This window comes from Pseudomonas sp. CFBP13528, from assembly GCF_005233615.1.
In the GTDB taxonomy this organism is placed as follows: Bacteria; Pseudomonadota; Gammaproteobacteria; order Pseudomonadales; family Pseudomonadaceae; genus Aquipseudomonas; species Aquipseudomonas fluorescens_AM.
This window is the reverse complement of record NZ_QGAJ01000002.1, coordinates 448,939-472,895: the sequence shown is the minus strand read 5'-3', so window position 1 is coordinate 472,895 and position 23,957 is coordinate 448,939. Positions and strand designations below refer to the sequence as shown.

Sequence of the window (23,957 nt, the reverse complement as noted above, 5' to 3'; positions counted from 1 at the left end):
GGCCTGGCGGGCAACATGAATAGTGCTCAATGCCTTATCATTAAGCACAAATTTTATTCATGGAGGCCGCCGTGCTGGAAATCCGCCACCTCAAAACCCTGCACGCCCTGCGCGAAGCCGACAGCCTGGTGGAAGCCGCCGAACGCCTGCACCTGACGCAGTCGGCGCTGTCCCATCAGTTCAAGGAACTGGAAGAACGCCTGGGCATGCCGCTGTTCGTGCGCAAGACCAAGCCGCTGCGCTTCACCAGCGCCGGCCTGCGCCTGCTGCAATTGGCCGACGCCACCCTGCCCTTGCTGCGCGGCGCCGAGCGAGACATCGCACGCCTGGCCGGCGGCACCGCCGGGCGGCTGCACATGGCCATCGAATGCCACAGTTGCTTCCAATGGCTGATGCCGACCATCGACCAGTTCCGCGATGCCTGGCCGGAAGTGGAGCTGGACCTGGCCTCGGGCTTCGCCTTCGCCCCACTGCCGGCCCTGGCCCGTGGCGACCTGGACCTGGTGGTGACCTCCGACCCCCTGGAGTTGCCGGGCATCACCTATGTGCCGCTGTTTACCTATGAAGCCATGCTGGCGGTGGCCAACCAGCACGCGCTGGCGCACAAGTCGTACATCGTTGCGCAAGACCTGCTGACTGAAACCCTGATCACCTACCCGGTGGAGCGCGACCGCCTGGACATCTTCACCCGCTTCCTGGAGCCCGCCGATGTGGAACCGGCCCAGGTACGCACCTCGGAACTGACGGTGATGATGATGCAATTGGTGGCCAGCGGCCGTGGCGTGTGCGGCATGCCGCATTGGGCACTGCATGAATACAGCTCACGCGGGTATGTGAAGGCCAAGCGGTTGGGCGAGAAAGGTTTGTTTGCAACGCTGTATGCGGGGATTCGGGCGGACATGCTGGATGCGCCGTACATGCGCGACTTTTTGCTGACGGCCAAGGACACGTCGTTTTCCACCCTGGATGGGGTCAGTGCAGTGCGCTAAGCGCCGCAGGCAACCCTGTGGGAGGTCACTGATCCGCCAATTCCCGCCACAGGTGGATCTTGTCGAAATACTCGTCACCTACCCGCACGGCCAACGGCTCCAGGCCGTACTGAATGAAACCGCAGCGCTGGTAAAGCGCCAACGCTGCATCGTTGCCGGCAGTCACCGTCAGTTGGATCAACGTCAGGCGCGGATGCCGGCAGGCTTCTGCCAGCGCCGCCTCTACCAGTTGCCGGCCCAAGCCTCTTTGCTGGTGAGCCTGGGTCACGTACATACCGAACAAGGTCACCTTGTGCCGCGCCTTTTCCCGAGGTTCGAACGCCAAGCCGACAATACCCGCCAGTTGATCGCCCTCGAAGGCGCCAAGCAGCCGATCCAGTGGGCTGTCGAGGCGCTTCTGCCACCAGTTCAACGGCATCGCTGCGCGTTCGGCCACGCTGGAGGTGAACGCCTGAGGATAAGCGCCGTACGCCTGGAGCATCAACGCGCGATAGGCTTGCGCATCGCTGCTGAGCAACTGGCGGATCATCATGCGCTCGCCAGCGAATCGCGATAGAACGGCAGGATGAAGTCACGCGTCAACGGTGCCAGATGCAAGCCACCGTCGCTCATCGGATCGATCCAGCGCACCTCTTCAATCTCCGCAGCGGGGAAGACGGCTGCGTCGATTGTCACCTGGAACAACTCGGCCTGTACGGTAAAGCCCGGCTCGTTGGCGGCAGGCGCCGAGAATTGGCCGAGATACACCGCGTGCGTTGGATCGATACGCAGGTTCAGTTCTTCCTGCAATTCACGGGACAACGCTTCGATGGGTTGTTCGCCAGCGTCAACTTTGCCGCCAGGCTGCATGAAGGCCTGAGTACCGCGCTTGCGCACCAGCAGGGTTTGACCGTCGCGGCCGATCAACAGGGCCGCAGCAATGCGAATTGTCATGGACATGAAATAAACGCCTCGGATTGAAAAAAACACCAGGATCATACACATCCCAGGCGCTGGCAACGGGCTTGCGCTGAGTCACATACAAGTACCACTCAAGCCAATACCGGCGCCCCCACACTCACCAACTCCTATTCAGCCGGCGTGCTGCACCTGTGGTGCACCATGCCCCCGTTATAAGAGTCGACCCATGCATACTTCATTGCCTCCCCCCATGAATCCACAGGCTGATGACCCGCAACCCCTCCAGGGCGGGAGCACTTCTTCGATGTCCTTGCAGCCCATGACGCTACCCGTGGAGGTGCCTGCTTCGCTAGCGCTGGACAAACAGCAGGCACACCTGATCAGGGAGCTTGACAAGCTCAGCGCCCAAACCGACCAACTGCTGCAGCAACAGCCGAGCCTGGGCAGCGTGTACCAGGAGCAATTGGCCGGGATCTTTCCCGACGTGCATCGGCCCATCAATCCAAACCAGATTTTCTACAGTCGATACAGGGAGGACACGCAGGGGCAAACGCAACTTGTGTCCTGTGAAACACTGGGCAAGCTCCTGAAAACCTTGCGTGCGCCCAACGCAGAGGCCTACCTGACCCAGGAGACCGGCGCGTTCTTCCGCGAATGCAACACGCTGGAAACGGACAAACGCCTCGCTTCAGTCGGCTCGACTGCAACCCTGGCCGCCGCATTGGAATTAGCGACAACCGTAAGCCTGAATGCATTCTGGAGGACAGGACAGGGTGCGCAACCCAACCGGGAGGAGCAACTGGTCGCACTGCGCCGACAGGTGCTGGCCCATCAATTGGCATTGAGCTCAGTTGACGGCACGTTGTCGGCCAATGGGCGGACGCTGGCGGACAACGTGCTCAAGTACCCAAGTGCTGCGGCACGGGAACGGGCGTTTACCGTCGACAACAGGCCCGCGGTGTATCGACTGGCATTGGAGGATGGCAGTGAATTCGCCGGCGCCTTCATCCTGAGTCCCTCGATCAAGACGCCTGTGTCGGGCAGCGTGATGCTTTATAGCCCGAGCACGGGGTTTGAGGAACATGCCAGCCTGGCGCGCTTGAACGAAACCGTCGCGGCCCGTGTACAGGACGGCGGATCGGCAGGCAAGCTCCTGATCGCAAGCCTGCCGACGGCAGCACGCACAGCACTGAGCGGCTTGCCCGTGCTTACAGGCAACCCGACGCAGATAACCGCTGACGTGATCGCAGACAGTGTCCGCTCAGTACGGATTCGGCAGTTTTTTTCCATTCGCGAGGCGATGCGCAAGGAGACTTTGCCATCGGCAGCCGAACTCGACCTGGCCGCGGACCTGGCACCGCAATTGGATATCGCAGAGGCCTTTGTGGCCCGCAGCCTGCACCTGCTGGCAGCCGAACCTGCGTGGTTGAAAACCGCCGATTCGCAAGATCAGGTCCGGTACAGGCAACTGGAAAAAGAGCTGATTGACAGCCATGCGGCGCTCACGCCGTTTCTTGAGAAGATCTTGACGCTGGAAGCGTTCTCTCGGATAGAAACCGACAAGGTGCTCAAAACCCAGAAGCCGACCTATGCCAACGTGGATATTGCCCCTTACAGAAGCCTGGTCCACCTGCGTGTGTCAACCACCTCCCGGTCAGCCCAGGTGACCGGGTATCGTGACGAGGAAAGCGCCACGGTCTATATCAGCGAAGATCGCAAAATCAACATCCCGCAGTTTCTGCCGGGCAAAAAACTGACGTGGGGCACCTGGCGTACCCAGGTCGTCGTGGATCTGCGAACCCTGGGAAGTTATGCCCAACGTAACGTCGACCCTTGGTCGGTGCATGAGGTACACAGAACGATCCACGCCACCGCGAACATTATCGACACGGCCGGAAAACTGCGGGGCAAACTCAGCAATGACGATTTGCACGCGCTCGCCCAGGAGGCCGACATTGGCCAGAAATACGATGCCTATCTGAGGTCAACCTTCTCGCAGGGCGGCGAGGCAAGCACCTTCGCAACAGCCTGGCAGCGCGCCAACGCGGCAAAAATGAACAAGGATGCCCTGGAGAGCCGTCTCAACCCTGACGCCGCCAAACTGTTTATATTCCAAACACCCGGCAGTGGGCTTGACTGGATAAAGGCAATCACGGAGCACCCCGACTCAACCACCCGCCCCCGGGTCAGTGAGCGCGAGATAGAGGTCAACCTACTGGTGCTGGGCGCCGCGCAGGCAAGAGGTCAAGGGGGGCAGGTCATCCATCACGTCCTGGTCATTCATCGAAAAGACACCAAGCCTGACGGAGTCAGTGTGCTGTATACCCCGGATGCTCCAGATGGCGTGCCCTTCAGAGAGTTGGTCAACGGGTTGGTGGAGCTGGACACGCTCAAAGCAAAACCTGAATGGCAGGCCTATTTCATCCCGCGCATGGCGACCAAAGATACAAAAGAGATGACGCGGATTTTCAACGATACCCGCGGTGTGCACCGTTATACCTTGACGCCGGTCACCGGCAATTTGCATGCGTACCTGTATTCGGCGCAACTGGGGTTTCAACTTGCGCACGCCGATCACCGTTCACGGAGTAATGCGCAGATTTTCCGCGAATCGGCAGTGAACGCCTTTATGTTTGGGGTCGAAGTCGCCGATTTCCTGCTCGGCGTGATACCCGGCAAGACCACCCTCGCGCTTTTGCGCCGCAGCATCAACCGAGGGTTGAACCTGGCCCATCAGCTGAAGCGCCGGATCCCGGGGCTTGTCAAAAAAATCGATGCGGGTCAAAAACCCAACATCGCACTATCAGAGGCTTCAATCCGACCGCTGGAACCGGCCTGGCTCAATGTCGAACCGTATCGACTGCCGAATCAGCTTGACGCGTTCTTTGACGTAGGAGCGTTTGCCAAAAGCAACAATTATCTGCGTAGGCACTCAACAGGCAGCGCACCGTACTTTCTTGACAAGTACAACAACCAATTTATCGCAATGCGTGATGAAGCCGGCCACTATCACCTGTATCAGTCCTATGTAGAGGACAACGTACGCTATGTGAAAGATCCAGCCGGCAACAGAATGGACTTTATGGTCGTACCGGGCGACGAGAGAGGCTGGAAGCCGCGTTTCGAGAAAAACACGTGGGGCGGAGGTTCTATTCTGGGCTCCCTGCGTCCTCTGACGCCTGAACAGCAGGTGGATGCGGACCTGATCGCGGCCATGCGGCTTTTCGCAACAGAAGGGGAAATGCGGGATTTCGAGCGCGTCATAGAACAAACCGGCGCCTCCCAGAAACTCGATTTGATCACTCGCGCCCGACACCAACTCGGCGCCCTGGATGAAGCTGAATTTCGCCGCTGGCTATCGAACCAGAGAAGCTTGAGCCAATCCAATCAGCAGAAATTACGCAGTACCCTGTTGAACCTGCGGTTCGAGCTGACCACGCTTGAACATATCCACCTGTCGACACACGCATTTGCGCGACCTCTGTCTGCGCTGGACAAGGAGGAGTTGTTTAAAAGAGTCAAAAGGCTCATTGGCAAAAACGATAACTTCGACAAACAGATCAGAACATCGATTGCCGTTGCCGACCCCGATACAGGCGCACAATTTGTAGGGTACGCCATCACGAACAAACACCAGACGGCGATGAATAAGTTCTCGGCAAAATATGAACTTCCTACCTGGCAAGACGCTGCGCTCTCAGCGTTTGCAAACCACCCCGACCGCCGCACACGCATTCATGAACTCGCCTCGACTCTGGGCGTTACCCCCCAAGAGGCAGCGCACCGATTCTTTTTGCTGCCTGAGACGCAAGAAACCCTGAATGCATTCCTGACGGATACCTTCAAGGCAAAAATCGCCAAACTTAACGTCGCCTCCTTTTCAGAAGATTTCAAAAAATCCGGCATTCCCTATATCGCCCTATCCCGAGGCCAGCCTGGTGCAGACGCGGGCTTAGCCATGGTGGACAGTCGAGACGTCACAGCATTCGAAAATACCCTGCCCAAGTTTTCAACGCCCCTGGAGTTTGAAGTCCCCCGCGCTCAAACCCACAGGGTTGAAAGGCCAGTGCCAGCGCTGCCTGGCGTTGCGCAAGTGCCGCCCACTCGCGATCCGCTCATCAACCTCGTGAAACTGGATGACCTGGCGCAAACCCAGAAAAAACTCCTGCCCGCCCCTGCCACGGCCAAACTTGAAGAAATCACCCAGGATATCCAAGCCGGCCGCCTCAGCCGCAAGCGAATAGGCAACTACACCTATGTCGATTTACCCCAGGTACAGGCCGGCTCGGGCCGTAGTCCTTGGCGCGTGGCAATTGAACGGAACGGCAAAGAAGGTGGCAAAGATGTCTACATCATCAGGGGCATCTTTGATTACCACGGCAGCAAGCACGTAGCCTGGGGCGTCTAGCTACGGGCTGGGCGGCACCTCGTCGGGCGTCTTGATAAATACAGTGTACTTGGCGCCCTCCATGGCCTCGAACGCGATCAGCTTGTCCACCAGCGGCAGGTTCAGCACCTTGCCGGCATTGAGCAATAACATGCCGTTGTCGGCATTGAGGTTGCGCGCCAGCACCATACCGTCCTCCAGCTCGCGGGTGGTGAGGGCTTTGACCGTAGGATCACCCAGGGTCACATCGCTGAGAAAGGTGGCGCAGGCCTGCACGAAATCCTCCACCAGCTCCGGGTCATACAGGCGCCCGGCGTACTTGCGGATATACAGCAGCGCTTCGTCGCTGTTCAGGTGCCTTTCCAGGATCAGGCCCTTCTGCAATTCGATGAAATCCACCGCCAGCTTCAACAACCGCGAACCGGGCGGGATCGCGTCGCCCTTGAGGTGGTCGGGAAACCCCGAGCCGTCCCAACGCTCCTGGTGATGACGAATGATGCGCGCCGCGTCCTTCATCGGCTCCAGGGTCATCAACAACGACTCGCTCTGGGTCGGGTATTCGCGATACAGGCCGCGGTCGGTGCTGTGCAGCTTGTCCGATGGCGCAAGCATCATGCTGTCGTTCCAGCTCAGTTTGCCGATGTTGTACAGCGCGGCGGCCATGGTCAGGTCGCGGGTGCTGGCTTCATCGATGGACTGGGCGGCGCAGTACACGCGGATCAATTCGATCAACGCGCGGTTGGTCTGCTTGTCTTTGGGCAGGCGCAGGTTGGCCAGCAGGGAAAACACTTCGGTACCGGTCACGTAGCTGCGCTTGAGCTCGTCGTAGGCCAGGTCGAGCATGTCGGCGGTCTGTTGCAATTCGGCGGTGCGCGCCGTCACGCGCTTTTCCAGCGTGGCGTTGAGCGCCTTGAGCTGGTCATTCTGCGCATGGGTGAGACGCTCGAGCCGCTGGTGTTCGAGGGTTTGCTGCAGGATCAACTGCAACTCTTCATCATTCCAGGGTTTGCTGATGTAGCGGTGAATCTGGCCGTCGTTGATCGCCTTGACGATGGTGGTCAAGTCGGCATAACCGGTGAGCAGAATGCGGCGGGCGCCCGGGTACAGACGGTGGACCTCGGCCAACAGTGTGGCCCCGTCCATGCCGGGCATGCGCGCATCGCTCATCACCAGGTCGATGGGCCGGGTTGCCATGATCTCCAGCGCCTGGGCGCCGCTGGTGGCCAGCACGACGTCGTAGGGTTGGCTGCGCAACAGGCGGCGCAGGCTGTTGAGGATCGACTCTTCATCGTCGACCAGCAGAACGGCGGGCTTGGTAGCGAGTGGTTCATCCATGGCGACTCTGCCTTCAAATTAAATCAAGTTACGCGAAATTGAACCGCTATAACACGTATACGGTGTCGATTTGACGCGAAGTAGCCGTCGATATCAAGGTAACTCAACTATGCTGTCACAGCAGATGTGCACGTCGTTCAGCTGTAGCACCACGGAAGGAATCGTTATGCCTTCGAACCTTTTGCAGCTGCGGAGCGCGCCATGAATCCGGACTCGGCACGCGCCAACCGTCGCATACTCATCGTCGATGACACCGCTTCGATCCACCAGGACTTTCGCAAAATCCTCTGTGCCGACGAGTATGGCGAGCCCTCCCTCGATGCCCTGGAATCAGCCCTGTTCGGCACTGCCGCGCCAGTACGCCAGGCTTTTGAGCTGGACTCCGCCTACCAGGGCCAGGAAGCGCTTGCGCTGGTAAACAAGGCACTGGAGGCCAAGGCTCCCTACGCCATGGTGTTTATCGACATGCGCATGCCCCCCGGCTGGGATGGGCTGCACACCATCGAACAGCTGTGGGACGTCGATCCCAACCTGCAGATAGCGTTGTGCACCGCCTATTCCGACTACTCCTTCGAGGCCATCGAAGCGCGCCTGAAATACGAAGATCAGTGGCTGATCCTGAAAAAACCTTTCGACGCTCTGGAAATCCGCCAGATGGCCAATGCGCTGACCTGGAAATGGCAACTGGCCCAGGACGCCGCGCTCAAGGTGATCGGCCTGGAATGCACCATCGAAGAACGCGTACAGGAACTGCTCAAGGTCTCGCACCTGTTGCACTACGACGCCTTGACCGAGCTGCCCAACAGCACGCTGCTCGGTGATCGGTTGACCCAGGCCATCGCCCTGGGCCGGCGGCATGACACGCAACTGGCGGTGATGTTTATCGGGCTCGACCGCTTCAAGCGCATCAACAATGCCCTGGGCTACCCGGCGGGCGACGAGGTGCTCCAACAAGTGAGCCAAAGCCTGGTGGCCACGGTGCGCGCGTCGGACTCGGTGTTTCGCTACGGCGCCGACGAGTTCGTGATTGTGCTCAACGACATCCTGCATCCCCAGCAAACCCAGCTTATTGCGCGAAAGGTACTCAATGCCGTCAGCACGACGCGTCACGTCGCGGGCCATGACCTGAGCGTGACCGCGAGCGTGGGGATCAGCATTTACCCCAACGACGCCAGCAACGCGGTGGGGTTGGTCAAACAGGCTGAAACCGCCATGCGCACCTGCAAGGAACGCGGCCAGAATGACTTCAGTTTTTATACCGAAGACATGAACCTGCGCGCCCGGCACCAGCAAAACCTGGAGAGCGCGATCCGCCAGGCGCTGGAACGCGATGAGTTCGTGGTGCACTACCAGCCCAAGCTGAATCTGGACTCCGGGCGCATCGTCGGCGCGGAGGCGCTGACACGTTGGTGCCGACCCACCGGCTGGGCCAGCCCGGCCGAATTCATTCCGATCGCCGAAGACAGCGGTCTGATCGTGCGCCTGACCCAGTGGGTACTGCGCCAGGCCTGCCTACAAGCCCAAGCCTGGCGCGAGATGGGCCTGGCGCCGCTGTGCATGTCGGTGAATATCTCGGCAATCGACCTTCGCCAACGGGACTTCGTCGATAACCTGGTTGCCATCCTGAAAGAGACCGGCCTGCCGCCCACTCAACTGGAACTGGAAATCACCGAGAGCGTGCTGATGCAGAATGTCGACGAAACCGTCGATACCCTGCAAAAGATCAAGGCCATGGGCGTGCGCCTGGCCCTGGATGATTTCGGCACCGGCTACTCCAGCATCACCTACTTGCGGCGCTTTCCCATCGATGTGCTGAAAATCGACCATTCCTTCGTGCGCGGCCTCAGTGTAAATAACCAGGATGAACAACTGATCAGCGCTATCATCGGCATGGGCAAGAGCCTGGAGCTGAACATCATTGCCGAAGGCGTGGAAACCGTCGAACAACTGAATTTCCTGAAATCCAGGCACTGTGAAGAAGCTCAGGGTTTTCTCTTCAGCAAGGCGTTGCCGTCCAAGGATTTCGTCCAGTTGCTGCAAGCGGACTGCGCGACACTGATGCCCGATCAATCGCCCTAGGCCTGCAAGGAGTGCTCGCTTGAGCAACATTTCCAATCACCGTTTGGGTCTGATGCTGGTGTTGTGCCTGGGCACCGGCGCGCCGCTATCAGCCGCGCCGCTGAACGAAGCGCTCAAGCCCTTGCCGACGGTGCCAGTACTGGACCCGGCCAAGGTCGAGCTGGGTCGCCAGTTATTCAACGAGCCGCGCTTGTCGGTCAACAACAGGTTGTCCTGCGCCAGTTGCCACTCGCTGGAAGCGGGCGGGGCCGACAACAAACCGTTCTCCATCGGCTTTGACGGCAAACCGGTGGAGCTCAACACCCCATCGGTATTCAACGCCAGCCTGAACTTCAAACAGTTCTGGAATGGTCGGGTGGACACGCTGGAAGCCCAGGTCGAACAAGTCGTGATCAGCCCGGTGGAAATGGGCAGCGACTGGCAAACCGTAGTGCGCAATCTCTCTGCCCTGCCCGCCTACCAGAACGCATTCAAGCAGGCGTACCCCGATGGCGTCAGCGCCGCCAATGTGCAAAACGCACTGGCAACTTACGAGCGCACGCTGCTGACGCCCAATTCGCGGTTTGACCAATACCTGCTGGGTAATACCGAGATCCTGACCACGCGGGAAAAGTACGGCTACCAGCGTTTCAAGGACTATGGCTGCATCGCCTGCCACCAGGGCGTGAACATCGGCGGCAACATGTTTCAGAAATTCGGCGTGATGGGCGACTACTTCACGGCCCGCGGCAATCCGGTCGAGGCGGACCTGGGCCGCTACCTGCTGACCCAGGACGAAGAGGACCGCCATGTGTTCAAGGTGCCCAGTCTGCGCAATGTAGCCGTCACCGCCCCCTACTTCCACGACGCCTCGGCCAAGACCCTGGAAGAAGCGGTTGACGTGATGTTCAAGTACCAGTTGGGGCGCACCCCTTCCCAGGAAGACAAGGACCTGATTGTGCAGTTTCTCAAGACCTTGACCGGCGAATGGGCGGGCAAGCCGCTATGAGACGACTGACACGCCTGTATCGCCGCCGCGCCAGCCAAGTGTTGCTGGGCCTGATGACCTTGTTGCTCGCCTCCACGCTGGTGTTTTTGTACCTCAAGTCCTCACGCGACCAGGCGGCCACCTACACCCAGTCACGGGACTTGATCCGCCAGCTCCAGCAGCTCAATGCGCAATGGGACAGCGAAGTGCTCAAGGCGCGGATCGCAATCACTCACGACTACGATCCGCTGGTCATGCCACTGACGGAAATGACCCGCATCTGGGCAGAACTCGACAGTCGCGACACCTACCACAGCGCTACCGACCTGCCGGGTTGGCAGGCCAGCCGGGCGGCGTATCAGACGGCCATCCAGGAAAAAGCCCGGCTGGTGGACCAGTTCAAATCCCACAACGCCGTGCTGCGCAACTCACTGGCGTTTCTGCCGACCGCCGAAGATGACATCCAGGCCCAATTCAACGCCATTGACGATGAAGGCCGGCTGCAACTGCAAGGCGTGGCCACCGACACCTACGACCTGCTGCTCAGCAGCCTGGAGTTCGCCCAGGTCACCAGCGACGAGCGCGCCGCCGATATCCTGGTGGGCCTGGGCAAACTGGCGATCAACAAACAGAGCCTGCCCAGTGAGTTCCAGGCGCCGGTGGATATCCTCAGCAACCATATTTCGCTGATCCTGCGCGAACAGCCGGTGGTCAACAGCCTGCTTGAGCGGATTGCCGCCGTGCCCGTGGCCGAGCGCCTCGACGCGCTGACCACCCACCTCAATCAGGAGCAGCAGGCCACCGACCTCGTCAATCATCGATACCATCGCTACCTTTTAGTGTTCTCGACGTTGCTGGTGGTGCTGCTGCTCTACCTGGCCGTGCGCCTGCTGCGCAGTTTCGCCGAGATCAACCGCGTCAACCGCGCCTTGCAGTCGGCCAACGAAACCCTGGAGCACCGGGTGGAACGGCGCACGCAACAACTCAAGGATGCCCAGAGCGAGCTGCTGGACAGTGCCCGCCAGGCGGGCATGGCGGAGATCGCCACCAATGTGCTGCACAACGTCGGCAACGTGCTCAACAGTGTGAATATTTCCGCCGACCTGGTCAGCCGCACACTGCGCAGCAGCAAGGCCCAGGGCCTGGGCAAAGCCATGCAACTGATCAACGCGCATCAGGGCGACCTGGGCACCTTTCTCACCGAGGATGAAAAGGGCAAATTGCTGCCGGGCTACCTCAACCAACTGGTGGAGGCGATTGCCATCGAGCAGCACGGCATGAGCGAGGAGTTGACGCAACTGAGCAAGAGCGTCGACCACATCAAGGACATCGTTTCAACCCAGCAATCCTATGCCGGTGCTTCCTCGTTGCTTGAACCGGTCGATATCGGCGCGCTGATGGACGACGCCTTGCGCATGAACGCCGGCGCGCTGAGTCGTCACCATGTCACGGTGGTCAAGCAGTACGCGCCGGTGCCGCAGATCCTGGGAGACAAACATCGGCTGCTGCTGATCATGGTCAATCTGATCAGCAACGCCAAGTACGCCATGTCCACGCTGTCCGAACGGCCACGGCAAATCACCCTGACGGTCGAGCAGACAGCTGACGCCAGGCTTCAGATCAGTGTCAAGGACGATGGCGAGGGCATACCGGCCGAGAACATGACGCGGATCTTCACCCACGGGTTTACCACCCGCAAGGAAGGCCACGGCTTCGGCCTGCACAGCTGCGCGCTGGCCGCCGTGGAAATGCACGGCCAGCTCACGGCCCACAGCGACGGGCCGGGCCTTGGCGCGGTGTTTACCTTGACGATTCCCTTGACCCTTGCAGGAAGTACCGTATGAACCAGCCTCCCAACCGGCGCATCCTGCTGATCGATGACACCCCCTCCATTCATGAGGATTTTCGCAAGATCCTGATGCCCAGCGCGCCAACCAACCAGGCGCTGGACGATATGGAGTTGGCGCTGTTCGGCGACACCGCTACACCGCAAGCCGAGGCGTTCGAACTGCATTGTGCCTATGGCGGCGAAGAGGGCCTGGGTTTGCTGATGAGCGCCATGGCGCAGCAGCGCCCTTATGCCCTGGCTTTCGTTGACATGCGCATGCCCCAAGGCTGGGACGGCGTGAAGACCATCGAGCAGTTGTGGAAAGTCGCCCCTGACCTGCAAGTGGTGGTATGCACCGCCTACTCGGATTACTCCTGGGACGACCTGCTGTCTCGCCTGCACGCTTATGACCGCTTGCTGATCCTGAAAAAACCGTTCGACAACATTGAAGTCCAGCAAATGGCCAATACCCTGGCCAATAAATGGGACATGGCCCGGCGTGCTTCCCTGCAAACGCTGCAGTTGGAGCGACTGGTGGAACAACGCACCCAGGCGCTGCAACTGGAAATCAACGAGCGCAAGCACCTGGAAAGCCAACTGGTGCAGTCGGAGAAGCTCGCATCGCTGGGGCAACTTGCCGCTGGCGTCGCCCATGAGATCAACAATCCGGTGGGTTTCATTTCATCCAACCTCAGCACCCTGGAGCGCTATTTCAACCAGCTGCAACAGATGCTGGAGGCGTATCAGCACAGCGAAGCGTTGATCGCGCAACAGGACCCGCGCGACCGGCTCGAGGCATTGCGCACGGCGCTGGAACTGGACTTTCTCAGGGAAGACATTCCAGTGCTGATCCGTGAGTCCAAGGAGGGTATTGGCCGCGTGGTACAGATCGTCAAGGACCTGAAGAACTTCTCGCGGGTGGATAACGACCAGACGTGGCAGTTCGCCAACCTGCAACACGGCATCGATTCGACGCTGAACATCGTCGCCAGCGAACTCAAGTACAAGGCCGATGTGATCAAGCACTACACGCCGCTGCCGGACATCGAATGCCTGGCCTCGCAGCTCAACCAGGTGGTGATGAACCTGGTGATCAACGCCGCCCAGGCCATGGGGCCGGAGCGCGGCACCATCACCATCAGCAACGGCGTGGAGGGCGACACTATCTGGCTGGAAGTGGCGGACAACGGCTGCGGCATTGCCGCCGACACCGTGCAGAAGATTTTCGACCCGTTCTTCACCACCAAGCCGGTGGGCGAAGGCACTGGGCTGGGACTTTCACTGTCCTACGGCATCGTCAAGAAACACCGGGGGGACATCTCGGTCAGCAGTGAGCTGGGCAAAGGGACGACATTTCGCGTGGTGCTGCCGATCCGGCAGACGGCGGCGTAGGGCACGCCGCCGGCCGTTCTTATTCGTCGGCTTTTTTCGGGCTCGAGCCAAACGACGCGAAGCGCTTGTTGAACCCGGCGATCCGGCCTTCGACCTGGGTCTTGCGTTGCTGGCCGGTATAGATCGGGTGTGAAGCACTCGAGACGTCCAGCGGGATGTACGGGTAGGTGTTGCCATCGCTGTGTTGATGGGTGCGATCGCTGTCGGCGGTGGAGCCGATCAGGAAGAACACGTCGGCGGCGGTGTCGTGGAACAGCACGGTGCGGTAGTCGGGATGGATACCAGCTTTCATTAGGCCTCCGGGGCGTCTGGGTGCTTTAATATGTTATACAGTAACACTAATTAAACACCTAAACGAGAACGGATTGCAATAGCCCATTGACCGATCGAACCCGTTGTCACGCTTTTTTGGCGCTTAGCGCAGTGGCCAGGCCTACCGCATCCGACGCCTCGTGCAATCCGGTTTTGACGGCGCTGGGCGTGGCGTCGTTCTTTCTCACCGCGTCGAAGTAGCCTTTGGCGACGGCCTTGTAATCCCCTGTGGCCGCGCCGACAAGCGCCTGGTCAAAACCATCTGCGCAGGTTTTGTTGAACCCGGCCAGTGCGCCACTGACAGCGCTTTCGCCGTTGGACTTGGCCTTTGCAATGCCCAACAACACGTTACTCATGCCTGGGATAAACCACAGATTCTTGCCGGCCTCGGCGGCAAACCGCTGAAGTTTTCCCGGTTGAGTGCCGTCGCGGTTCACGCGGGAAGCCTCGTCTGGAGCAGGTTTGTTCCGCTGCTCGGGTTGAGCGACAGACTGTTCACGGCCGATCGCCAGAGGCAGGCCTTGATTGACAATGGGAGGGGCGGAAACAGCAGACGAGATCGGCATGGGCGATGACTCCAGATGCATGAAAAAGCGGGCGTCCTGTACCGATAGTGGCCGCGGTCCCCCCAACAGTTCCATGGCTTGCGCCTGTGCGCCTGCCGCGACAGGGCCTTCAATCCTTGTCGCTTGTTTGGGTACAGGCGCAGAATGCCGGATCGACCTCAAGAGTCCGAACCAAGGAAAAAACCGTATGAGCCTGTCGTTACTAAGCCGTTACGCGTTCTTTGCCGCATGCATCATATTCACCCTGGCCAGCCTGCCCTTTATCGAACACGAGTGGCTGTGGCCCATCACGATAATCACCGGACTCCTCAGCCTGATCGGCATTTTCGACCTGCTGCAAAGCCCCCACGCCGTGCGCCGCAACTACCCGATCCTGGGCAATATCCGTTACCTGGTGGAAGCCATCCGCCCGGAAATCCGCCAGTACCTGCTCGAATCCGACAGCGATGCCCTGCCCTTCTCCCGGGCCCAGCGCTCGCTGGTGTATTCGCGTGCCAAGAACGAAACCGCCGATAAACCATTCGGCACCTTGATCGATGTGTATCAGTCGGGCTTCGAGTTCATCGGCCACTCCATGCGGCCCGCACCGTTGAGCGACCCCGGCGCCTTTCGCGTGATAGTCGGTGGCCCGCAGTGCACACAGCCGTACTCGGCGTCGGTGTTCAATATTTCGGCGATGAGCTTCGGCTCGCTCAGTGCCAATGCGATCCGCGCGCTGAACCAGGGCGCCAAACTTGGTAATTTCGCCCATGACACCGGCGAAGGCAGCATCAGCCCCTACCACCGCGAAAACGGCGGCGACCTCACGTGGGAACTGGGCAGCGGCTACTTCGGCTGTCGCACCAGCGATGGCCGTTTCGACCCGCAACGCTTTGCCGTGCAAGCGCAGGACCCGCAAGTGCGCATGATCGAAATCAAGATGAGTCAGGGCGCCAAGCCCGGTCATGGCGGGATTTTGCCCAAGCACAAAGTCACCCGGGAAATCGCCGACACCCGCGGCATCCTGATGGGCGAAGACTGTATTTCACCGTCGCGCCACAGTGCATTTTCCACGCCCATCGAGCTGATGCAATTCATCGCCCAACTGCGTGAGCTGTCCGGCGGCAAACCGGTGGGTTTCAAGTTCTGCCTGGGCCACCCGTGGGAATTCATGGGCATTGCCAAGGCCATGCTCGAAACCGGCATCCTTCCGGACTTTATCGTGGTCGACGGCAAGGAAGGCGGTACCGGCGCCGCCCCCGTGGAGTTCACCGACCACATTGGCGTGCCGCTGCGCGAGGGCCTGCTATTCGTGCACAACACGTTGGTGGGCCTGAACCTGCGCGACAAGATCAAGCTCGGCGCCAGCGGCAAGATCGTCAGTGCCTTCGACATTGCCAGTGTGCTGGCCATCGGCGCCGACTGGGCCAACTCGGCGCGCGGCTTCATGTTCGCCATCGGCTGCATCCAGTCGCAGTCGTGTCACACCAACAAATGCCCGACCGGTGTCGCCACCCAGGACCCGCTGCGCCAAAGGGCGCTGGTGGTGCCGGACAAGGCCCAGCGGGTATTCAACTTCCACCGCAACACCCTCCATGCCCTGGCGGAAATGCTCGCCGCCGCCGGGCTGGATCATCCGTCGCAGCTGTCGGCCAAGCACTTGGTGCGGCGCATGTCGGCAACCGAGATCAAACTGTTCTCGCAGTTGCATGTGTTCCTCAAACCGGGCGAGTTGCTCACCGGCGAGGTGAACGGCGAGTTCTATTCGCGGATGTGGCAGATGGCGCGGGCAGATAGCTTTGAGCCGCATGAAGTGGCCGCTGCCTGATTCATCCAGTGGATGCCTGCCCGGACGCCGGGCAGGCCGTCGAGACATTCGGTAATACCCAGCCTTTGCAATTGCTTACAAATACCGCCAACCTGCGCCCGCCCGACGCGTGGCGTACAAAAACGCCTGCGCTCGCTAATCTTCATTCAACAACTTGTTCAAGAGCCCGCAGCCATGCTGAACGGACGCGACCCGCGCATCGATTTTTTTCGGGGCCTGGCGTTGATCTTCATTTTCTGGGATCACGTGCCCCACAACCCCCTGGCCAATGTCACCGTGCAGAACTTCGGGTTCAGTGACGCCGCCGAAATCTTCGTCTTCCTGGCCGGCTACGCGGCGGTGCTGGCGTACGGCAAGATCCTGCAGCGCGACGGCTACCTCATCGCCTGCCTGAAAATCCTGCGCCGGGTGTGGACGCTCTACGTGGTGCATATTTTTCTGCTGGCGCTGTTGATGGGCATCGTGATTTTCGCCAACAGCCATATTGAAACCCGTGACCTGGTGCAGGAGATGGGCCTGGAGTATTTCCTCAACAATACCCAGCAGGCCCTGGTCGATGAGTTGCTGCTGCGCTTCAAACCCAACCTGACCGACCCGTTGCCCCTGTATATCGTGCTGATTCTCAGCCTGCCGCTCACGCTGCCCTTGCTGTTGCGTGTGCCCAGGGTGGCGGTGGGCATTTCTGTGACGGTCTACCTGCTGGCGCCCTGGCAGGGCTGGAACCTGCCGGCCAGCAACGGCGGGGTGTGGTATTTCAACCCGATCACCTGGCAATGCCTGTTTATCCTTGGCGGCGCAGCGGCCTTGCGTGCGGCGCGCCCGATTGAACAGCGCGCCCTGCTGCGTCAACCGTTGTTCATCGCGGCTGCGGCTTATGTGGTGACGACGTGCCTGATCACCCTGTCGTGGCGCTGGCCCGAAGTGCACGATGCCTGGATGCCGCGCCTGATCGGCGAATGGCTGTACCCCATCAGCAAGACCGACCTGTCACCCGCGCGTTTGCTGCACTTCCTGGCGCTGGCTTATGTCACCGCGAAATTGCTCCCCGGTGTCGGCTGGACGCAACAGTGGTTGGCACGGCAACTGGCGCGAATGGGGCGCTATTCCCTGGAAGTATTTTGCCTGGGTGTGGTACTGGCGCCGTTGGCGGACATGGTCAATGCGCTGACCGGCGATACCTTCGCCCTGCAGGTATTCACCGCGCTGGTCGGGGCCGCCATGATGATTGCGTTTGCCGCGTGGCTGGACTTCAACAAGCAACTGGACCAGCGCAGGGCCGCTGCGCTCCAGCCGCCGGCTGTCTAGCGGCTCTTTCCAAAATGGGAGCGGGCAAGCCTTAATGCCAGTAGTTAAGCGAACAAAACATAGGTATCGACAACCCCGTAGCGCTCAACCGTAACCACGATGCGAAGCGAGTCGCTCTTGCTCTTGCTCTTGCTCTTGCTCTTGCTCTTGCTCTTGATCTGCTTTTGATCTTAGGCGCCCCGTTAAACCACGCTGGCCGAACGCAGGCTTGAATTCGTGGGTAACCCGGCAGGACGCCGGGTTAGCCGCCCCGCGCCATGGATGGCGCGTGGCGGCGGCCCACGGATTCAAGCCTGCGTTCGGGCACACCGAGCCTAGGCGAGGTGCCGAGTGGTGGGGCAAGAGCCTTTTTGGTTACTTTTGGCTGGGCCGGCATTCCGGGCTCTTTTCCAAAAGTGACCCGCTGTAAAAGCGGAACCGATAGCAGCCGTTACCGCAGAAACGGATATGTACTCGGTCTGATCCAACATCCTGGTCGGCCCGGAGGCCGCCATCGGGGGCAAGCCCCCTCCCACATTTGAACCGGGATCGACCCAACATCCTGATCGGTCCTGAGGCCGCCATCGGGAGCAAGCCCCCTCCCACATTTGAACCGGGATCGACCCAACATCCTGATCGGTCCTGAGGCCGCCTTCGGGAGCAAGCCCCCTCCCACATTTGAACCGGGATCGACCCAACATCCTGATCGGTCCTGAGGCCGCCTTCGGGAGCAAGCCCCCTCCCACATTTGAACCGGGATCGACCCAACATCCTGATCGGTCCTGAGGCCGCCATCGCGGGCAAGCCCCCTCCCACAGGAGATCTACTGATCGGCATTAGGGCAAGCCTGCTCCCTATTTCCCGGCTCCGGTTCGGCCTAAGGATTCAGGCAACTGAACGCCCCGTCGCCTGGGTCGGCTGCAACTTGAACACGTAATACAACACCGTCAACAGCACCAGGAACGCAGGGCCGACGTACAGCGCCACGCGGGTGTCCGGGAAGTACGCCATCAGTCCCACGACCAGCAGCAGGAACGCCAGCGCCAGGTAGGAACTGACCGGGTACAGCCACATGCGGTATTTGAGGGCCGCTTGCTCGGCCGGGCTCAAGCCCTTTCGGAATTTGAGCTGCGCCAGCAGGATCATCAGCCAGGTCCAGATCGCGCCGAAGGTGGCGATGGAGGTCACCCATACGAACACCTGGTCCGGCACCAGGTAGTTGAGCAGCACGCCCAACAGCAAGGCAAAAATCGACAGCAGCAACGCTTTACGTGGCACGCCATTGCTGGACGTGGTGCCGAAGGTGGCCGGAGCCTGGCCATTCTGCGCCAGGCTGTAGAGCATGCGCCCGGTACTGAAGATGCCACCGTTGCAGGACGACAACGCGGCGGTAATCACCACGAAGTTGATGATACCCGCGGCGGTCTTGATGCCCAGGCGTTCAAAGGTCATCACGAACGGGCTGCCCTGGGTGCCGATTTCATTCCACGGGTAGATCGACAGGATCACGAACAACGCGCCCACGTAGAACAGCAGGATGCGCCAGAACACCGAGCCGATGGCGCTGGGAATCGTCTTCTGCGGGTTGCGCGCTTCACCGGCGGTGAGGCCGATCATCTCCACGCCCAGGTAGGCGAACATCACCATCTGCAACGACATCAATACGCCCTGTACGCCGTTGGGCATGAAGCCGCCATGGGTCCACAGGTTGGAAATGCCCAGCGCCACGCCGTCATTGCCGAAGCCGAAGGCAATGATGCCGACGCCGCCGATCACCATGGCAATGATGGTGACGATCTTGATCAAGGCGAACCAGAACTCGAACTCACCGAACGCCTTGACCGCGATCAGGTTGATGGTGCCCATGCTGATCAGCGCCGCCAGGGCCCAGATCCAGCGGGGGGTGTCGGGGAACCAGACGCCCATGTACACCGCCACGGCAGTGATTTCCGCGACGCAGGTCACCAGCCACAGGAACCAATAGTTCCAGCCGGTGAGAAAGCCCGCCAACGGGCCGAGGTAATCCTGGGCATAACGACTGAACGAACCGGCGACAGGGTTGTGCACGGCCATCTCACCGAGGGCTCGCATGATCACCAGGATTGCCAGGCCGCCAATGATGTAGGACAGCATGATCGCCGGGCCGGCCATTTCAATGGCCTTGGCCGAGCCGAGAAACAGGCCGACGCCGATGCAGGCACCGAGGGCCATCAGGCGAATATGCCGTTCACCGAGTTCGCGTTTGAGCGGGCCGCCTTGAGCGGTCTCGCCAGGGGGCAGTGGTTTGCCAACAGGCATAGGGATACAACCTCGTTTTTATTGGATTTATCCACCGAGCCTGCGGCGTAAGAACGGGGGGTTCAGACACCGGCTTGGCCGAGTTTGCCTCGTGGGCAAACCTACCTGGCGCACGGAGTGGGACAGGTCGGCGGGACGTGCAGTATAAAAAGCTCCCGATAGGGCTTTTCACTCAATAAACAGCAATATTTGGCGATATACCCCGAAAAAACCGGCTGCCACGGAGGTGCGCTAGTGGTCTAGACCGGCCTTCTCGGCGCAAAACGGCGCGGAGTATTGCATACCTTTGAAGGGGTGGGACATGTCGAGCCCGGTGCAGGTGAGAATCCCCGACCACCGTGTGCACACGAGTCATTCACTACCGCAGGCCGCAGAGACAGCCGTCGTCAAATCGCCTCGTGGATCAGCAATCGAGCCGCAGGCGTGCATGACGGCTCCCACGGCACTGCTACCACAGGGCCTTCTGCGCGATCTTTAACCAACAAACCTCATGGCGCAGGCAATCCGCGTCTACGCTTCAGACAGGTCCGATCAATCTGCAAGCATGGATCAATCGACTATGGGCGCTCTGTGGCAAACCGGTCCCGTCAAGGCTGAACTCGACAACGACAGCCCGTCTCCAGCGTCTTTGCCTGCAAAAAAACATCCCTGGCGCCGCCTGGGTTGGCTGATCCTGGTAATGGCCTTGATCGCCCTGGGCTTTGCCGCACACCGGGAAATCCACACCGCCCGCTGGCAGGCGCGCGAATTCAGCCAGTGGGCCGCCACATTGACCTACAGCGTGGCTCCAGGCGCCAGCGATGCGATGGTGTATCCCGGCGCCGGGCCGTTCGACCGACGCCTGGGCTACAGCGACCTTGGAGAATTCCTGCCGCGCTTGCTCAAGCGCAACTACCTGATCCAGTCCCAGGCGCGCTTCTCCGAGGCGCTGATGGACTACAGCCGCCACGGGCTATTTATCCCCTACGCCGAGAAAATCCAGGCCGGGTTGACCCTCACCGATTGCCGCGCCGCACCGCTGTATCAGTTCAACTACCCGACCCAGTTGTATGCGCGCTTCGATGACATTCCGTCGCTGATGGTCAACAGCCTGCTGTTCATCGAAAACCGCGAGTTGCTGGCGCCTGTTCCCGCGCAGGCCAACCCGGCGGTGGATTGGCCGCGCTTTGCCAAGGCCGCGTGGTCACAGCTCGCCCGTCAATTGCACTTGCCTGGGCAGACCGCGGGCGGCAGCACCCTGGCGACGCAACTGGAAAAGTACCGCCATTCGCCCGAAGGCCTGACCCTGTCGGGCAGCGAAAAGATCCGCCAGATGCTATCGGCCAGCGTGCGTGCCTACCAGAATGGCCCGAACACGCTTGTCGCCCGGCAGAACGTGGTGCGCGATTACCTGAACAGCGTGCCTTTGTCGGCCGTGCCCGGGCATGGCGAAGTGCATGGCATGGCCGAAGGCTTGCGCGTGTGGTACGGCGCCGACTTCACCCAGGTCAATCGGGCCCTGCTCGACACGGCATCGACGCCAGCCAGCCTGGACGCGCGTGGCCTTGCATTGCGCCAAGTATTGTCGCTGATGATCGCCCAACGCCGCCCTTCCCATTACCTGGCCAAGGGACGCGACGAACTGGCGCGACTCACCGACAGCCACCTGCGCCTGTTGGCGCAGAACGATCTGATCGAGCCAAAACTGCTCAAGGCCGCGCTGGCGGCGCGTGTCACCTACCGCGACTGGCAGCAACAGCCGACCGTCCAGCCCATCGACACCAACAAGGGCATCAGCGTCGCCCGCAGCCGCCTCGCCGCGCTGCTCAACCGACCGCTGTACGACCTTGATCGCCTGGACCTTTCCGCCACCAGCACCTTGCAGGGCGAGCTGCAAACCCAGGTCACCGACTACCTCAAGCAATTGGCCGACCCGACCTTCGCCGGTAAGACCGGCCTGCTCGGCGAACGCCTGCTGACGCCCGCCAGCACCGCCCAGGTGCGCTACAGCTTTACCCTGTTCGAGCTGACTGCGCAGGGTTCGCGGGTGCGGGTGCAAACCGACAATACCGACCAACCCTTCGACATCAACGAAGGCAGCAAGCTGGAACTGGGCTCCACGGCCAAGCTGCGGGTACTCACCACTTACCTGCAAATCATCAGCGAACTGCATGAGCGCTATGCCGCGCAAACACCGGCCGCCCTTGAAAAAACCGAGATCGCCGAGCAGGACCGTATCAGCCGTTGGGCCTTGGACTATCTGATCCACGCCGCGGACAAATCCCTGAGCCGCATGCTCGCCGCCGCCCTCGACCGTACTTACTCGGCCAGCCCCAGCGAAGGCTTTTTCACCGGTGGCGGCCTGCACCACTTCCACAATTTCCGTCACGAAGACAACGGCCGCAACCCGACCTTGCGCGATGCATTACGGGAGTCGATCAACCTGCCGTTCATTCGCCTGATGCGCGACCTGGAACGTTACGTCACCTACACAGGCCCCAATAACAGCGCGCAGTTGCTCAAGGATGACGACGACCCACGGCGCCAGGAATACCTGGCCCAATTTGCCGACCGTGAAGGCACCACCTTCCTCCTCAAGTTCTGGAGGAAATACCAGAAGAAAGACACCCAGGCACGCCTCGATACCTTTCTCGACAGCCTGCACCCCACGGCGATTCGCCTGAGCGCCGTGCACCGCTACCTGTTTCCCGAGGCCGACCAGGACACGTTCAACCGTTTTGTGCGCTCACACCTGGGCACTGCCAAAACCAGTGACAAACTGACCGACGAACGCTTGCGGCGGCTGTACGCAGACTACGGCCCCGGCACCTATGATTTGCCCGACCAGGGCTATATCGCCAAGGTCCACCCGCTGGACCTATGGTTGCTGGGCTACCTGCTCAACCACCCCGACGCGACCTTTGGCGAGGTCGTCAAGGCCAGCCAGTTCGAGCGTCAGGAGGTGTACAGCTGGCTGTTCAAGAGCCGCCATCAGCGTGCGCGCGACAGCCGTATCCGCACCATGCTGGAGGTTGAAGCCTTCCTGGATATCCACCAACGCTGGCGGGCCGTGGGCTATCCCTTCGATCACCTGGTGCCATCGCTGGCCACCGCCATCGGCAGCTCCGGCGACCGCCCTGCCGCATTGGCCGAGCTGATGGGGATCATCCTCAATGACGGCGTGCGTGCGCGGGCAGTACGCATCGACAGTCTGCACTTTGCCGCCGATACGCCTTATGAAACCCGCGTGATCAACGACCCGGCCGAGGGCAAGCGGGTGATGCCGGTAGAAGTGGCGCGGGCCCTGCGAGGGGCTTTATCCCAAGTGGTGGATGCCGGTACAGCGAAACGCGTGGCCGGCAGTTTCAAACTGGACGACGGCACACCGCTAGCCATGGGCGGCAAGACCGGAACCGGCGACAACCGCATCGAAGCCATCGGCGCCGGCGGTCGGGTACTCAGTTCCAAGGCGATAAACCGCACTGCCACCTTTGTGTTCTTTATCGGTGACCACCACTTCGGCACGCTCACCGCCTTCGTCCCAGGCAGTTCGGCACAAACCTTCAAGTTCACCTCGGCGCTGCCGGTGCAAGTGCTCAAAGGCATGGCGCCCATTCTGCTGCCGTACCTGAAGCCAGGCAGCCAGACGCTGTGCCAGCCCGTGGCCGGGCAATACTGAAAACAGGCGTCGGGCAAAAGGCCGCGCACTCTTCGCCCGGTCGGGCCACCGCGCTAGGAGTGAACGCCTGACGATGCCATGCCAGATTTCTTCGGTGTGATAGAGCCATCGACGCTACAGCCTGCCGGGCACCCAGCATCAATAGACTGTTACTG

15 protein-coding genes are annotated in these 23,957 nt (G+C 60.5%); 9 read left to right on the top strand and 6 right to left on the bottom strand.

What is annotated here, in order from left to right; all coding sequences use genetic code 11:
* Nucleotides 1–71: 71 nt before the first annotated feature.
* Complete coding sequence (gene metR, locus PspCFBP13528_RS05605) at nucleotides 72–989, top strand: transcriptional regulator MetR (protein WP_065951787.1); 918 nt, start codon at nucleotides 72–74, stop codon at nucleotides 987–989.
* A gap of 25 nt (nucleotides 990–1,014) precedes the next feature.
* On the opposite strand, the gene PspCFBP13528_RS05600 is transcribed toward metR, so the two are convergent.
* The gene (locus tag PspCFBP13528_RS05600) at nucleotides 1,015–1,521 is read right to left on the bottom strand and encodes a GNAT family N-acetyltransferase (RefSeq protein WP_137199785.1); all 507 of its coding nucleotides are present in this window, start codon (nucleotides 1,519–1,521) and stop codon (nucleotides 1,015–1,017) included.
* Nucleotides 1,518–1,928 carry an NUDIX domain-containing protein gene (locus tag PspCFBP13528_RS05595; RefSeq protein ID WP_101219487.1) on the bottom strand — a complete coding sequence of 137 codons (411 nt, stop codon included), beginning with the start codon at nucleotides 1,926–1,928 and terminating at the stop codon, nucleotides 1,518–1,520. Before PspCFBP13528_RS05595 ends, PspCFBP13528_RS05600 begins: the two co-directional genes overlap by 4 nt.
* Before the next feature lie 265 nt (nucleotides 1,929–2,193).
* Here PspCFBP13528_RS05595 and PspCFBP13528_RS05590 point away from each other — a divergent pair, with 265 nt between their 5' ends.
* A complete protein-coding gene (locus tag PspCFBP13528_RS05590; protein WP_137199784.1) occupies nucleotides 2,194–6,297 on the top strand; it encodes a DUF6543 domain-containing protein in 4,104 nt (1,367 codons plus the stop codon).
* Here PspCFBP13528_RS05590 and PspCFBP13528_RS05585 read toward each other — a convergent pair whose 3' ends face one another.
* The gene (locus PspCFBP13528_RS05585) at nucleotides 6,298–7,611 is read right to left on the bottom strand and encodes an HD domain-containing phosphohydrolase (RefSeq protein ID WP_137199783.1); all 1,314 of its coding nucleotides are present in this window, start codon (nucleotides 7,609–7,611) and stop codon (nucleotides 6,298–6,300) included.
* A gap of 201 nt (nucleotides 7,612–7,812) precedes the next feature.
* Between PspCFBP13528_RS05585 and PspCFBP13528_RS05580 the strand changes: the two genes are divergently transcribed.
* The 4 genes from PspCFBP13528_RS05580 to PspCFBP13528_RS05565 are packed head-to-tail and all read left to right on the top strand — an operon-like array spanning nucleotide 7,813 to nucleotide 13,877.
* On the top strand, nucleotides 7,813–9,690 hold the full coding sequence (locus tag PspCFBP13528_RS05580; protein ID WP_137199782.1) for a GGDEF and EAL domain-containing protein: 1,878 nt from the start codon (nucleotides 7,813–7,815) through the stop codon (nucleotides 9,688–9,690).
* Between the two features lie 19 nt (nucleotides 9,691–9,709).
* Complete coding sequence (locus tag PspCFBP13528_RS05575) at nucleotides 9,710–10,678, top strand: cytochrome c peroxidase (RefSeq protein ID WP_137199781.1); 969 nt, start codon at nucleotides 9,710–9,712, stop codon at nucleotides 10,676–10,678.
* Nucleotides 10,675–12,501, top strand: coding sequence for a DAHL domain-containing protein (locus PspCFBP13528_RS05570; protein ID WP_232790535.1), 1,827 nt, complete (start codon nucleotides 10,675–10,677; stop codon nucleotides 12,499–12,501). Before PspCFBP13528_RS05575 ends, PspCFBP13528_RS05570 begins: the two co-directional genes overlap by 4 nt.
* The gene (locus PspCFBP13528_RS05565; RefSeq protein ID WP_101219476.1) at nucleotides 12,498–13,877 is read left to right on the top strand and encodes an ATP-binding protein; all 1,380 of its coding nucleotides are present in this window, start codon (nucleotides 12,498–12,500) and stop codon (nucleotides 13,875–13,877) included. Before PspCFBP13528_RS05570 ends, PspCFBP13528_RS05565 begins: the two co-directional genes overlap by 4 nt.
* A 19-nt stretch (nucleotides 13,878–13,896) precedes the next feature.
* On the opposite strand, the gene PspCFBP13528_RS05560 is transcribed toward PspCFBP13528_RS05565, so the two are convergent.
* Together PspCFBP13528_RS05560 and PspCFBP13528_RS05555 are read right to left on the bottom strand one after the other, a co-directional pair.
* A complete protein-coding gene (locus tag PspCFBP13528_RS05560) occupies nucleotides 13,897–14,169 on the bottom strand; it encodes a type B 50S ribosomal protein L31 (RefSeq protein ID WP_065951779.1) in 273 nt (90 codons plus the stop codon).
* A gap of 106 nt (nucleotides 14,170–14,275) precedes the next feature.
* Nucleotides 14,276–14,755, bottom strand: a complete 480-nt coding sequence (locus PspCFBP13528_RS05555) for a hypothetical protein (protein ID WP_137199780.1) — start codon at nucleotides 14,753–14,755, stop codon at nucleotides 14,276–14,278.
* Between the two features lie 187 nt (nucleotides 14,756–14,942).
* On the opposite strand from PspCFBP13528_RS05555, the gene PspCFBP13528_RS05550 reads away from it, so the two are divergent.
* The gene (locus PspCFBP13528_RS05550) at nucleotides 14,943–16,562 is read left to right on the top strand and encodes an FMN-binding glutamate synthase family protein (protein ID WP_137199779.1); all 1,620 of its coding nucleotides are present in this window, start codon (nucleotides 14,943–14,945) and stop codon (nucleotides 16,560–16,562) included.
* A 174-nt stretch (nucleotides 16,563–16,736) separates the two neighbouring features.
* Nucleotides 16,737–17,867, top strand: a complete 1,131-nt coding sequence (locus tag PspCFBP13528_RS05545) for an OpgC domain-containing protein (protein WP_137199778.1) — start codon at nucleotides 16,737–16,739, stop codon at nucleotides 17,865–17,867.
* 864 nt (nucleotides 17,868–18,731) lie between these two features.
* Here the strand turns inward: PspCFBP13528_RS05545 and PspCFBP13528_RS05530 are convergent.
* A complete protein-coding gene (locus PspCFBP13528_RS05530; protein ID WP_065951775.1) occupies nucleotides 18,732–20,144 on the bottom strand; it encodes an amino acid permease in 1,413 nt (470 codons plus the stop codon).
* A 559-nt stretch (nucleotides 20,145–20,703) separates the two neighbouring features.
* Here PspCFBP13528_RS05530 and PspCFBP13528_RS05525 point away from each other — a divergent pair.
* Nucleotides 20,704–23,802, top strand: a complete 3,099-nt coding sequence (locus PspCFBP13528_RS05525; protein ID WP_101218387.1) for a transglycosylase domain-containing protein — start codon at nucleotides 20,704–20,706, stop codon at nucleotides 23,800–23,802.
* Nucleotides 23,803–23,957: the final 155 nt, after the last annotated feature.

Coding starts and splice junctions, on each gene's coding strand:
- PspCFBP13528_RS05525 (WP_101218387.1), top strand. CDS start 20,704: ATGGGCGCTCTGTGGCAAACCGGTCCCGTCAAGGCTGAACTCGACAAC.
- PspCFBP13528_RS05585 (WP_137199783.1), bottom strand. CDS start 7,611: ATGGATGAACCACTCGCTACCAAGCCCGCCGTTCTGCTGGTCGACGAT.
- PspCFBP13528_RS05565 (WP_101219476.1), top strand. CDS start 12,498: ATGAACCAGCCTCCCAACCGGCGCATCCTGCTGATCGATGACACCCCC.
- PspCFBP13528_RS05530 (WP_065951775.1), bottom strand. CDS start 20,144: ATGCCTGTTGGCAAACCACTGCCCCCTGGCGAGACCGCTCAAGGCGGC.
- PspCFBP13528_RS05570 (WP_232790535.1), top strand. CDS start 10,675: ATGAGACGACTGACACGCCTGTATCGCCGCCGCGCCAGCCAAGTGTTG.
- PspCFBP13528_RS05560 (WP_065951779.1), bottom strand. CDS start 14,169: ATGAAAGCTGGTATCCATCCCGACTACCGCACCGTGCTGTTCCACGAC.
- PspCFBP13528_RS05595 (WP_101219487.1), bottom strand. CDS start 1,928: ATGTCCATGACAATTCGCATTGCTGCGGCCCTGTTGATCGGCCGCGAC.
- PspCFBP13528_RS05550 (WP_137199779.1), top strand. CDS start 14,943: ATGAGCCTGTCGTTACTAAGCCGTTACGCGTTCTTTGCCGCATGCATC.
- PspCFBP13528_RS05555 (WP_137199780.1), bottom strand. CDS start 14,755: ATGCCGATCTCGTCTGCTGTTTCCGCCCCTCCCATTGTCAATCAAGGC.
- PspCFBP13528_RS05580 (WP_137199782.1), top strand. CDS start 7,813: ATGAATCCGGACTCGGCACGCGCCAACCGTCGCATACTCATCGTCGAT.
- PspCFBP13528_RS05600 (WP_137199785.1), bottom strand. CDS start 1,521: ATGATGATCCGCCAGTTGCTCAGCAGCGATGCGCAAGCCTATCGCGCG.
- PspCFBP13528_RS05590 (WP_137199784.1), top strand. CDS start 2,194: ATGTCCTTGCAGCCCATGACGCTACCCGTGGAGGTGCCTGCTTCGCTA.
- PspCFBP13528_RS05545 (WP_137199778.1), top strand. CDS start 16,737: ATGCTGAACGGACGCGACCCGCGCATCGATTTTTTTCGGGGCCTGGCG.